Genomic DNA, 12,189 nt, shown 5'->3' with positions numbered 1-12,189 from the left:
AGCAGGGCGACTGCGATGGTGATGAGCTGGCGGAGCAGGGCTCGGCGGGCTCGGCGTTGTTCGGCGCGGGTGGGGTTCACGGGGTAAGTGTTTCCGGCTTGGTGGTGCCGGACATCCCGCTGGGGGACGGGGTTTGTCCTTCCTGAGGATGAGGTCGCCCTTAAGGGACTACGGGGAGGGCACACCGTCGTCGCTTCCGGTCGCCTGGGGTACTTACGCCGTCTGGAGCACGTGCCGGTGGTTTGCCGCGGGCTAACCTTGGTCGCACCTCGTCTCGCGCAGAGAGGCCGCGCCGCATGGGACGTCACTCGGACGGAAGACGGCGGCTGCTCGTGCCCGCCGTCGCGACCGGGCTCGTCCTGGTGCTCGGGGCCGCCGCCTGGGTGACCGTCTCCGTCGTCAGCGCGAAGCCGGACTGCGTGCAGCCGGAGAACGTGCTCGTCACCGCCTCCGCCGACATCGCGCCCGCGCTCTCGCTCGTCGCGCGGGGGCTGGACCTGCCGTGCGGCTCCGTCGAGGTCCAGACCCGGGAGGCGACCGAGGCCGGCGAGCGGCTCGCCATTTCCGACGGCAGCCCGCGGCCGCAGGTCTGGGTGCCCGACTCCACGCTCGCACTGCGCCGCGCCCACCAGCTCGGCGCCGCCGACGTCCCCGAGAGCGGGGCGTCGGTCGCCAGCTCGCCGGTCGTGCTCGCCGTCGCCGCGGACGTCGCCAAGGGCATCGGCTGGCCCGAGCACGAGCCGACCTGGGCCGAAGTCCTCGGCGCGCCCGGCGTCGTCCCGGGGATGCCCGATCCGGCGCGCGATCCCGTCGGCGTCTCGGCGCTGCTCGGGCTGAAGGAGAGCGTCAAGACGGCCGCCGAGCCCGCGGGCGCGTACGTCGCGCTGCTGCGGCGTTTCTCGGCCAACACCCTCGGCGACGAGACCGACCTGATCGCGCGGCTGCCGGGCTCGAGCGGCAGCGGCGGCACGGCCGCCGTGACGGCGTTCCCCGCGTCGGAGAACTCCTTGCTGCGCCACAACATCGAGGACGCGAGCGCGCCGCTCGTCGCCGTCTACTCGACGGCGGTGCCCACTTTGGACTATCCCTTCGCGGAGCTGGCCGGGATCTCCCCGCGGCAACGGCCGATCGTCGACGCGCTGCGGGAGGCCGTGCTCGGGGACCCGGGGGTCGACGCGATCGCCAAGACCGGCCTGCGCGCGGCCGGCGGGCAGGCCCTGCGCGAGCACGAGGACGACCCGCGCGTCGCGCCGGAGGGCATCCGGACCGCGATCCTGCCCGGCGTCCCCGCGGTCGACGAGCTGCTCAACCAGTGGGCCGGGATCAACCTGAGCGCGCGGGTGCAGGTGCTGCTCGACGTCTCCGGGTCGATGAACGCGCAGGTGCCGGGCACCGGGCTGAACCGCATGCAGCTGACGACCCAGGCCACGGCGAAGGCGCTGCACCTGTTCAAGCCGGCGACGCAGCTGCGGATACTGGCCTTCTCGACCCGCCTCGACGGCGACAAGGACTACCGCGAGATCCTGCCGATGGCGCCGGTGGCCCAGCACCTGGCCGGCGGCGCGCTCGACCGGCTCGGCCGGCTGAAGGCCACACCGGACGGCGGAACCGGGTTGTACGACAGCATTCTCGACACCTACCGCACCGCGCGGCGCGAGTGGGAGCCCGGCCGGCTCAACCTGGTGATCGTGATGACCGACGGCCGCAACGAGGACCCGCGCGGCATCTCCCGCGCGGACCTGCTGGCGGAGCTGGCGAAGCTGCAGGACCCCCGCCGCCCGATTCCGTTGATCGGCGTGGGTGTCGGCCCGGACGCGGACAAGCCGGAACTCGACCAGCTGACCGCGGCGACGGGTGGCCAGGCCTTCGTGGCCCCGGACCCGGCGAAGATCACGGACGTGTTTTTCGCGGCGCTGAGCCGGATCGCCGGCGGCTGAGCGCGGGCTCCGAGGTGATCAGAGGGTCGACTCGCGTGATCAGGGAGTCGACACGCGTGATTGGGGGGACGACACGGCCCAGCAGCGCCGTGTCGTCCGTTCGATCACGCGTGTCGACCCTTCAATCACGCGTGTCGACCGTTGCGTCACGCGAAGTGCGGCGGCGGATGAGGGCGTAGACCGCCAGGATCACCGCGAGGCTGATCAAGCTCAGGTACAGCTGCGCCCGCGCGTCTGAGTCCACGAACAGCATCGACGCCACCACGATGAGCGTCAGCGCCAGCGTCAGCCAGCTCAGCCACGGGTAGCCCCACATCCGCAGCTTCAGCTTCTCCGGCGCTTCCGCTTCCAACCGGCGCCGCATGCGCAGCTGCGAGCCGCAGATGATGGCGTACACGAACAACGCCACCGCGCCCGCCGAGTTGATGATGAAGTAGAAGATCTTGTCCGGCGACACGTAGCTCATCACCACCGCCACGTAACCGACCGAAGTGGACACCAGGATCGCTTTCCACGGCACGCCGCGGCGGTTGGTGTCCGCGATCCACGACGGCGCCCAGCCGTGCCGCCGCAGCGCGAACAGCATCCGGGATGCCGTGTACAGCCCCGAATTCAGCACCGACAACGCCGCCGTCAGCACCACCGCGGACACGATCGTCGACGCCGCCGGGATGCCGAAGCGGCTGAACGCCGCCGCGAACGGGCTCGTCTCGCTCGGCACTTCGCGCCACGGCGTGATCATCACCAGCAGCGCCACGGAACCCACGTAGAACACGATCACGCGCCAGACGATCGTCGACGTCGCCTTGCGGACCGCCGTCTCCGGCTGGTCCGACTCCGCCGCCGCGATCGTGACGATCTCCGCGCCGAAGTAGGAGAAGATCACGATGACCACGCCGTGCACCACCGAGAACCCGCCGTTGGCGACGAAGCCGTCGAGGCCGATGTTGCCCACCGAGAAGTGCGCGTCCGGCCAGAGCCCGAGCACGAACAGCAGGCCCAGCACCAGGAACACGATGATGGTGGCGACCTTGATCGACGCCAGCCAGAACTCCGTCTCGCCGAACGAGCGCGCCGACGCCAGGTTCGTCGCGGTCAGCAGCAGCATCAGCGCCAGTGAGAACACCCATTGCGGCACACCGGGAACCCAGCCCTGCAGGATCTTCGCCCCGGCGACGGCCTCGAACGCCACCACGCCGACCCAGAAGTACCAGTACAGCCAGCCGATGGTGAAGCCCGCCCAGCCACCGAGGGAGTCGCGCGCGTACTCCATGAACGAGCCGAGGGCCGGGGACGCCGTCGCCATCTCGCCGAGCATCCGCATGACGAGCACGACCAGCAGCCCGCCGACAGCGTAGGAGAGCACGGCCGCGGGGCCGACGGTGTGGATCACCGCCCCGCTGCCGATGAACAGGCTGGCGCCGATGATGCCGCCGAGGGCGATCATCCGGACGTGCCGCTGACGCAGTTCGGGACGCAGACCGGAAGTCGCCATGGTGCGGGATTGTCGCACCCGGACGCCGGTTCGTGAAGAACTCAGCTCGTGAGGATTTCCGACTTACGCTGCACGAGGAACGCGCCGCCGAGCAGGATCGCCGAGCCGAGCAGCTGCACCCAGGTGAGCTCCTCGCCGATCAGCGCCCAGGCCGCCACGGTCGTGATGACGGGCTCGACCAGCCCGAGCACACTCGCCACCGAGGCGGGCAGGTGCCGCAGCGACGAGATCCCGCAGACGTAGGCCAGCACCGTCGCGACCAGCACGAGCAGCACCATCAGCAGCCAGACGGGCGGGTGCCAGACGCCGAACTCGACGTCGACGTCGAGCAGTTCGACGGGCCACGTCCAGGGCGGCGCGACCACGCTGATCAGCACCGCGCCGATCACCATGCCCCAGGTGACCAGGCCCAGCGGGTCGATGTCGGCCACCGCGCGCTCGCCGAGCAGGAAGTACCCGGCCGAGCACAGCGCCGCGCCGAACCCCGCGAGCAGCCCGACGCCGTTGAGCGTGACGCCCTGCCAGACCTGGGCCACCAGCGACAACCCGACCATGGCCAGCGCGATGCCGCCCCACACCGACCGCGGCAGCCGGTGCCGCCGCACGAACCGCACCCACAGCGCGATGAGCACCGGCGAGATGAACTCGAGCAGGATCGCGATGCCGACCGGGATCCGGCCGGCCGCGACGAAGTAGAGCAGCTGCACGCCGGCCACCCCGAGCAGGCCGTACCCGGCCAGCACGGGCAGCTCGCTCCGGCGCACCCGCAGCTTGCGCGGCGCCACCAGCGCCACGACGGCGAGCAGCACGGCCCCGGCCAGCCCGATCCGCATCGCGGCCACCTGCTCCGGGCTGAACCCGGCCGACATCGCGGACTTGCCCAGCGTGCCCGACGTGCTGAAGAACAGCGCCGCGAGCAGGACGAGCGTGGTCCCGCGGCCGCGGTGGGCGACGCGGGGAGGCGCGAGGACGGGTAGTTCGGTGGTCACGTGCGCGACTGTAAGTCCCCGGCGCGTGACTGCCAAAACGGTTTTCGCGGTTATTCGGCCTGCTTCAACCCGGTCGCGACGTGCGTCGTGATGGTGGCCAGCCGCCGGCCCTGCAGGTGCAGCGCGCCGACGGCCAGCTCGTCCGGCGCGGCCGACTTGCGGGACACGAACGAGCCGCCGTACGGGTTGCCCGACTCCTTCAGGTGCGGGTGCGCGTAGCCGAGCGGCACGACGATCGCGCCCCAGTGGTAGAAGACGTTGTTGATCGCCAGCAGTGTCGACTCCAGGCCACCGTGCTGTGTGGACGCGGTGGTGAACGACGTCGCCACCTTGTCGGCCAGCTTCCCCTGCGCCCACAACCCACCTGTGCTGTCCAAATAGGACTTGAGCTGGGCGGCCGGCCCGCCGAACCGGGTCGGGCTGCCGACCGCGAGGCCGTCGGCCCACACGAGGTCGTCGAGCGTGGCGAGGTCGTGGTGCGGACCCGAGCCGACCCACGCCTGCCAGCGCGGGTTGGTGGCGATCGCCTCGGCGGGCACCGTCTCCGGCACGGTCCGCACCCGCACGTCGGCGCCGGTTTCGCGGGCGCCCGCGGCGAGGGACTCGGCCAGCGCGGCGGTGTTCCCGGTGGCGCTGTAGTAGACGACGAGGATCCGTGTGCTCACGCCGCCGACTCTAGGTGCGCGCGGGCCGCGTCCCATGATCCGGGATGTATCGAACTTGTACGCCGCTCCGCTGTGCTGGGCCGATGAAGCTGGTGACCCTCCTGGCCGCGCTGGCCCTGCCCCTGGCCGCCCCGCTGCCCGCCGCCGCGGCGACCGCCGACCCGGTGCTCGGGCACGCGGTGTTCAACGACCCGACCGGCCCCGAGGCCCGGCAGAACGCCATCGCCATCCAGCTCGCCGGGCTGATCGACCGGGTGCCGGCGGGGGAGGAGATCCGGCTGACGGTGTTCGGCTTCGACACCCCCGACACCGAGGACCGCCCGGACGCGCCGGACCTCGTCGACCACTTCGTCGCCGCCCACGACCGCGGGGTGCAGGTCAAGATCGTCCTCGACCAGCGGCAGGCCGGGAACGGCCCGCACACCCGCCTCAAGGCCGCGCTCGGCGCCGACGACACCCGGCCGAGCTGGGTGGTGACCTGCGGCGACCAGTTCCCCGGGACCCAGCGCGGCTGCATCGGCACCCGCGTCAAGCAGTGGTCCGACGGGCCCGCCTACGCCGACAACCACAACAAGTTCGGGTTGTTCTCGAAGGTGGTCCTGAACGACGGCAGCGTGCGCTCGAACGTCGTGTACGTGGCTTCGGCCAACATCGGAGTCTGGGACGAGAACGCGTCGTACAACAACGCGTTCACCTACAGCGACCCGCGGACCTACGGCGCTTACGGGCAGTACTTCGAGGACCTGCGCCGCTACCGCCACACCAAGGACGGGAACAACGACTACTACCGCGACTCCGGCTCGGGCACGGACTACCGCGCGTTCTTCTTCCCGCGCCACGAAGACGCCGGGAAGCCGTTCGAAGACCCGGGCACCGACACGATCGTCAGCACGCTGAACTCGGTGCACTGCGGTTACACCGAAACCGACGGCTCAAGGCACCAGACCGATGTCCGGATCGCGATGTGGGCGTTCACCCGGCCCGCCATCGCGCAGAAGCTCGCCGCGCTGAGCAAGGCCGGCTGCTGGGTGGACGTCGTGTACAGCTCGGCGAGCCGGCCGGTGCTCGACGCGCTGGCGGGCATCCAGGTCACGAAGTGCGACGGCGTGCGGGTGCACTCGAAGTACCTGCTCATCGACGGCGGCTTCGACGACGACATCGTGCCGCGCGTCTACACCGGCAGCCACAACTACGCGTGGTCGTCGCTGCGGCAGGAGGACGAGAACCTGCTGCGGATCATGGGCCGCGGCCCGCACACCGAGTACCTGGCGAACTTCCACCAGGTCCGGGACGCGTGCGCTAGAGCTTCGGCTTCCAGGGGCTGACCGTGTCGGTCGGCCGCGTCGGGTCGTGGAAGCGGGGCCGGTCCAGCTCGCCCGCGCGCAGCGGGATCAGGCCGTCGGCGATCGCCTGCATGATCTTCGCGTGCGCGCGCACCCCGGCGCCGGGCCGCTCCGGCTCGACGTCGGCGAGGTCGACGGGGTCGCCGAAGTGCACCCGGAACTTCGGCCGGCGCAGCGGCGCGCTGAGCCCGGAGCGGGCGAGCGGGACCAGGTCGGCCGGGCCGTTGACGGTCTCGGTGCCCCAGTAGACGGCCTCGTGCGCGCCCCACTGGCTGATCGGGATCACCGGCACGCCGGCGGCCAGCGCGAGCCGGGCGGCGCCGGTCTTGCCGCGCTCCGGCCACAGGCCAGGGTCGTGGCTGATCCGGCCCTCCGGGTAGACGATGATTGGCTCCCGCGTGGTCTTCATCGCCTCGACGGCCTCGGCGAACTGCCCGACGGCGGTCCCGGCGTGCTTGCGGTCCACCCGAAGGTGGCCGCTGACCCGCAGGGCGGGCCCGATGACGGGGGCGTCCAGGATGCCCCCGGCCAGCATGAACCGCGGGTTGATGCCGATCCGCTTGCACGCGGCCATCAGCACGAACGCGTCGAACACACCGATGTGGTTCGCGGCCATCAGCAGCGGCTTGCCGCGCAGCTGCGCCGGGATCCGCCCGGAGACGGTCAGCCGCCCCACGAGGTTCACCAGCCCGCGGTCGATGTTCAGCATGGTCCGCCAGATGGCGGGGGCCCGGCGGGCGGTGTTGTCCGAGTGCAGCGCGACCATGGGGCAGAGCATGGCAGACGCCGATTTCACCCGAATGCGCACCGGGTGGATCGGTTCACCCGAGCGCCCCAATGTGGCGTTGGGCGCGCTCAACGCACCCAATGTGGCGTTCGGTGCGTTGGACGCACCGAACGCCACATTGGGGCGCTTCGGGTATGGGTGGGCCGCTTCGAGTGTCGCGGACGCTCCCTGAACCCCTTGTGGGGCGTTCACCCGGATGGCCGCTCAAGGGCGAGTGTGAGGCAGAAGTTCACCCTGGGCCGAGAGTGGCGCATGGGACGAACGGCGACGGCCGGTTACCGTAAAAGGCATGGCTGGGTCGGCGACGAGGAAGCGAAGCACGGGAAGCGGCGCGAAGGGGGCAGCGGCGCGTAAGCCGCGTACACCCGCGACGTCCCGGCCGGCCGCCCGCAAGCCCGCCCCCCGCGCGCGTCGCAAGACGCCCGGGATCTTCGGCAAGGGGGTCCGTGGCACCTGGAACCTGCTGGCCAAGGGCCTGGGCACGCTCGCCCGCACGGTCGGGCGCACCCGCGAGCTCGAACCCGAACACCGGCGCGACGGCCTCGCGCTCGGGCTGATCGCCCTGGCCATCGTCGCCGCGGTCGGGGTGTGGTGGCGGGCCGCCGGGCCGATCGGGGCCGGGGTCGAGATCGCCACCCGGACCGTCCTCGGCGCCGGGGCCGTCACGCTGCCGCTCGTGCTGGTCGTGGTCGGCGTCGCGCTGATGCGCTCCGAGCCGCACCCGGAGACGCGGCCGCGGATGGTGATCGGCACGATCATGGTCGTTCTGTCCGTGCTCGGGATGCTGCACATCTTCACCGCGCTCCCGGACACCAACGACGGCCGGATGTACGCCGGCGGCGTCATCGGCGCCTTCTCCGGCGGCCTGCTGACCATGGGCGTCACCACCTGGGTGGCCGTCCCGATCCTGGTCCTCGCCCTGGTCTTCGGTGTCCTCGTCTTCACCGGCACGCCGGTGCGCGAGATCCCGACCAGGCTGCGCAACTGGGGTCTCGACGAGGAAGAGATCGCCGAAGCCGACCAGAAGGCCGGCTTCGCCACCGACGAAGAAAAGGTCACCGACGCCGACCCGAAGTCGGCGCGGCTGCGCAAGCCGTCGCGCCGCCGCCAGGCCAGCGACGCCGAGCCCGAGCAGCTCGACCTCGACGCGATGCTGGCCGAGGCGCCGACGCCGCTCAAGCCGCCCAAGCCCAAGCCGGTCCCCGAGGTGCCCGAGAAGAAGCCGAAGAAGGCCCCGGAACCGCCGCTCGCGGTGACCCGGACCGTCGAAGGCGACTACCAGCTCCCGCCGCCCGACCTGCTGAAGCTCGGCGACGCGCCGAAGTCCCGCAGCAAGGCCAACGACGCCATGATCGAGGCGATCACCGGCGTGCTGGAGCAGTTCAACGTCGACGCGCAGGTCACCGGCTTCACCCGCGGCCCGACGGTCACCCGGTACGAGGTCGAGCTCGGCCCGGGCGTGAAGGTCGAGAAGATCACCGCGCTGACCAAGAACATCGCCTACGCCGTCGCGACCGACAACGTCCGGCTGCTGGCGCCGATCCCCGGCAAGTCCGCGGTCGGCATCGAGGTGCCGAACTCCGACCGCGAGATGGTCCGCCTGGGTGACGTCCTGCGGGCGCCGTCCACGGTCAAGGACAACCACCCGATGGTGATCGGCCTCGGCAAGGACATCGAAGGCCACTTCGTCACCGCGAACCTGACGAAGATGCCGCACCTGCTGGTCGCGGGCTCCACCGGTTCCGGTAAGTCCAGCTTCGTCAACTCGATGCTGGTGTCGCTGCTCGCGCGCTCGACGCCGGATGAGTGCCGGATGATCCTGATCGACCCGAAGATGGTCGAGCTGACGCCGTACGAGGGCATCCCGCACCTGATCACGCCCATCATCACCCAGCCGAAGAAGGCCGCCGCCGCGCTGGCCTGGCTGGTGGAGGAGATGGAGCAGCGCTACCAGGACATGCAGGTCAACAAGGTCCGGCACATCGACGACTACAACAAGAAGGTCCGCTCCGGCGAGATCACCGCGCCGCCGGGCTCCGAGCGCGAGTACCGGCCGTACCCGTACATCATGGCGATCGTCGACGAGCTCGCCGACCTGATGATGACCGCCCCGCGCGACGTCGAGGACGCGATCGTCCGGATCACGCAGAAGGCCCGCGCCGCCGGCATCCACCTGGTCCTGGCGACGCAGCGGCCGTCGGTCGACGTCGTGACCGGCCTGATCAAGACCAACGTGCCTTCGCGGCTGGCGTTCGCGACGTCGTCGCTGACCGACTCGCGGGTCATCCTCGACCAGCCGGGCGCGGAGAAGCTCATCGGTATGGGTGACGCGCTGTACCTGCCGATGGGCGCGGGCAAGCCGGTCCGCATCCAGGGCGCGTTCGTCGGCGACGAAGAGATCGCGTCGGTCGTCAACTACGCCAAGGAGCAGGCGCAGCCGGACTACCAGGACGGCGTCACCGCGCAGAAGGCCGGCGAAAAGAAGGAGATCGACCCGGACATCGGGGACGACCTGGACGTGCTGCTGCAGGCGGCCGAGCTGATCGTGACGTCCCAGTTCGGCTCGACGTCGATGCTGCAGCGCAAGCTGCGCGTCGGGTTCGCCAAGGCCGGGCGCTTGATGGACCTGCTGGAAAGCCGGGGCATCGTGGGCCCGTCGGAGGGGTCGAAGGCGCGAGACGTGCTGATCAAGCCCGAAGAGCTGGAGGGCGTCCTGTTCATGATCCGCGGCGGCGACCCGGGGCCGTCGGATCCGGACGACGAGTAGTGCAACCCGCCGCCGGGCCCGTTCCGTCCTGAGCACATGGACCTGCAGCGCATCGCAGCCGGACTGTTCGCCGTCGCCGTCGTCGCGGTGGGCGCCGGGAGCTCGGTCGCCTCGGGGGTGCCGGCCCCGGCCCGCCCCGCGTCGCCGTCGACGGTCAGCACCGCGCCGACCGGCGACGTCACCCTGCGCCTCGGGCACGAGGCCGCGATCCAGGGCAAGGACCTGACGATCCGCTACACGCGCGTGGTGTCGGACTCCCGGTGCCGCCCGAACATGACGTGCGTCTGGCAGGGCGAGGCGACGCTGGCGTTCCTGCTGAGCGAGCCCGGCCGCGGTGAGAGCACCACGGCCGAGCTGCACAGCGGTCCGCGCACCGGCCCGCAGGCGACGACGTTCGCGGCCAGCCGGGTCGAGCTGGTGTCGGTGAGCGAGGACGGCGGCGAGGCCACCGTCCGGATCAGCTGAGCGGCGTGCCCCAGCTGTCGAGGTAGGCGACTTCGGCCAGCGGGACACGCGAGGCCGGCTTGAAGTCGGGCACGGTCGTGTACGCCACCGGCAGCAGCCCGGCCTGCGTGAAGCCCTCGGGGATCCCGAGGATCTCGGCGGCCTCGGCCTCCCGCGCGAGGTGGTACGTCGTGAGCGTCGACCCCAGTCCGCGGGAGCGCAGGGCCAGCTGGAAGTTCCACACCGCGGGGAAGATGCCGCCGTAGAAGGCCGCGTCGGTGGAGTTGTCGCCGGCCGGGCGGCCCGCCAGGACCGGGATCACGAACACCGGGACCCGCTCGATCACGTCGATCAGGTGCCGTCCGGAGGCCAGCGCCCGCGGGTCGGCGTCGGCCTTGCCCGCCAGGTAGGCCTCGCCGACCTCGCGGAACAGCACGCCGAGGCGGTCCTTGACGCCCTGGTCGCGCACCACGAGCCAGCGCCAGGCCTGGACGTTGCCGGGGGTCGGGGCCTGCAGGGCGAGGTTCAGGCACTCCTCCAGGACGGCCGGCTCGACCGGCCGGTCGAGGTCCAGCTTGCGGCGCACCGCGCGGGTCGTGCTGAGCAGGTGATCGATCTCCATGCCCCCATCCTGGCCCGGGCGGACCCGGGCCAGGGGTGCGGGCTCAGCCGCCGAACTTGCGGACCGCCTCGTAGTACGTCCAGGCCGCGCCCTTGCAGGCCACGTTCGACCCGCAGACGCTCTTCAGGTCCGAGTACAGGTTGTCGTCGATCTTCAGCCGGTTCGCCTCGCTGAACCGGCCCTGCTTCTTGTAGTTGCGGTAGCCGAAGTCGTGGCGGTGGCAGCCCGGGAGGAACTGCCAGCCGAACGGGGTGTCCGGGGACCAGGAGCAACCGTCCGACGACCAGTCGAGCTGGCCGTTGTAGGGCGCCTGGTTCCGGATCGACTCGAAGCCGGACAGGGACGTCGAAAAGAGGTACTGGTCGGTGACTGTCGGGATGTCGACGGCCGCCGCGGTGCCGGCGCCCGCCAGGACGCCTCCGCCGACAGTCGCGGCCACCGCCACGGTGGCCCCCAGGTTCCGCAGTGTCGTGCGCATCGTGGTGTTCCTTGCGATCAGGTGGACGAGTGCCTGATCAGCTTCCGGGTTCGGGTGGCGCACGTCACCGCCCGAAAGAAGGGTTCTGGAAAATTTCTCGCGAAGTTGGGGTGATGGGCGTGAATTCCCCAGGTGACAGGGGTTGACTCAGAGCTCGAGCAGCATCCGCGAGTTGCCGAGCGTGTTCGGCTTGACGTAGGGCAGGTCCAGGAACTCCGCGACACCGGTGTCGTGCGAGCGCCGCATCTCCTCGTACACCTCGTGCGACACCGGGGTGCCCTGGATCTCCACGAAACCGTGGCCCTGGAAGAAGCTCGTCTCGAAGGTCAGCACGAACAGCCGCCGGAGACCCAGCTCACGGGCCTCCTCGACCAGCCGCGCGACGAGCACACGCCCGACACCCTGGCCGCGCACGGCCTTGTCGACCACCACGGTCCGCAGCTCGGCGATGTCCTCCCACAGCACGTGCAGCGCCGCCGCCCCGACGACCTCGCCGCCGACCTCGGCGACCCAGAACTCCTGGACCGCCTCGTACAGCGTGACCAGGTCCTTCTCCAGCAGGACGCGACCGGCATCCGAGTCGACCAGGGCCTTGATCTTGCGGATGTCGGCGATCCGCGCGAGTCGGACGGCGGGCGAGTCGGACGGCACGATCGTCAACA

Annotated in this window: 11 protein-coding genes; 4 read left to right on the top strand and 7 right to left on the bottom strand. The window is 70.9% G+C overall.

The features are described 5' to 3' along the window. The first annotated feature begins 296 nt into the window (after positions 1–296). Positions 297–1,937 (top strand): substrate-binding domain-containing protein, encoded by a 1,641-nt coding sequence (locus M8542_RS28970; protein ID WP_257923426.1) that lies wholly within the window; start codon positions 297–299, stop codon positions 1,935–1,937. A gap of 121 nt (positions 1,938–2,058) precedes the next feature. Here M8542_RS28970 and M8542_RS28965 read toward each other — a convergent pair whose 3' ends face one another. From M8542_RS28965 to wrbA, 3 genes are read right to left on the bottom strand one after another with little or no spacing between them, the layout of a single operon-like run. Next, positions 2,059–3,432, bottom strand: coding sequence for an amino acid permease (locus tag M8542_RS28965; protein ID WP_257923425.1), 1,374 nt, complete (start codon positions 3,430–3,432; stop codon positions 2,059–2,061). Positions 3,433–3,473: 41 nt separating this feature from the next. Beyond that, positions 3,474–4,421, bottom strand: a complete 948-nt coding sequence (locus M8542_RS28960; RefSeq protein WP_257923424.1) for an EamA family transporter — start codon at positions 4,419–4,421, stop codon at positions 3,474–3,476. Between the two features lie 50 nt (positions 4,422–4,471). Continuing rightward, positions 4,472–5,086: an NAD(P)H:quinone oxidoreductase gene (gene wrbA, locus M8542_RS28955; RefSeq protein ID WP_257923423.1), complete on the bottom strand. Its 615-nt coding sequence runs from the start codon at positions 5,084–5,086 to the stop codon at positions 4,472–4,474. 83 nt (positions 5,087–5,169) lie between these two features. Here wrbA and M8542_RS28950 point away from each other — a divergent pair, with 83 nt between their 5' ends. Further along, positions 5,170–6,411 (top strand): phospholipase D-like domain-containing protein, encoded by a 1,242-nt coding sequence (locus tag M8542_RS28950; protein ID WP_257923422.1) that lies wholly within the window; start codon positions 5,170–5,172, stop codon positions 6,409–6,411. Here M8542_RS28950 and M8542_RS28945 read toward each other — a convergent pair. After that, entirely contained in the window at positions 6,386–7,195 is an 810-nt protein-coding gene (locus M8542_RS28945) for a lysophospholipid acyltransferase family protein (protein ID WP_257923421.1), read from the bottom strand. The two genes, M8542_RS28950 and M8542_RS28945, sit on opposite strands and share 26 nt — an antisense overlap. A 310-nt stretch (positions 7,196–7,505) precedes the next feature. Here M8542_RS28945 and M8542_RS28940 point away from each other — a divergent pair, with 310 nt between their 5' ends. After that, the gene (locus M8542_RS28940; RefSeq protein ID WP_257923420.1) at positions 7,506–9,983 is read left to right on the top strand and encodes a DNA translocase FtsK; all 2,478 of its coding nucleotides are present in this window, start codon (positions 7,506–7,508) and stop codon (positions 9,981–9,983) included. A 36-nt stretch (positions 9,984–10,019) separates the two neighbouring features. Next, complete coding sequence (locus M8542_RS28935; RefSeq protein ID WP_257923419.1) at positions 10,020–10,448, top strand: hypothetical protein; 429 nt, start codon at positions 10,020–10,022, stop codon at positions 10,446–10,448. On the opposite strand, the gene M8542_RS28930 is transcribed toward M8542_RS28935, so the two are convergent. From M8542_RS28930 to M8542_RS28920, 3 genes are all read right to left on the bottom strand, one after another. Further along, positions 10,441–11,049, bottom strand: coding sequence for a nitroreductase family protein (locus M8542_RS28930; protein ID WP_257923418.1), 609 nt, complete (start codon positions 11,047–11,049; stop codon positions 10,441–10,443). The two genes, M8542_RS28935 and M8542_RS28930, sit on opposite strands and share 8 nt — an antisense overlap. A gap of 43 nt (positions 11,050–11,092) precedes the next feature. Further along, entirely contained in the window at positions 11,093–11,527 is a 435-nt protein-coding gene (locus tag M8542_RS28925) for a phospholipase (RefSeq protein ID WP_257923417.1), read from the bottom strand. Positions 11,528–11,674: 147 nt separating this feature from the next. Beyond that, positions 11,675–12,187 carry an amino-acid N-acetyltransferase gene (locus M8542_RS28920; protein ID WP_276587244.1) on the bottom strand — a complete coding sequence of 171 codons (513 nt, stop codon included), beginning with the start codon at positions 12,185–12,187 and terminating at the stop codon, positions 11,675–11,677. Positions 12,188–12,189: the final 2 nt, after the last annotated feature.

The sequence above is a fragment of the Amycolatopsis iheyensis genome (assembly GCF_024703995.1).
GTDB classification, from domain to species: Bacteria; Actinomycetota; Actinomycetes; order Mycobacteriales; family Pseudonocardiaceae; genus Amycolatopsis; species Amycolatopsis iheyensis.
Note: the sequence above shows the minus strand (reverse complement) of the source record. Positions and strands in the feature narration are given on the sequence as shown.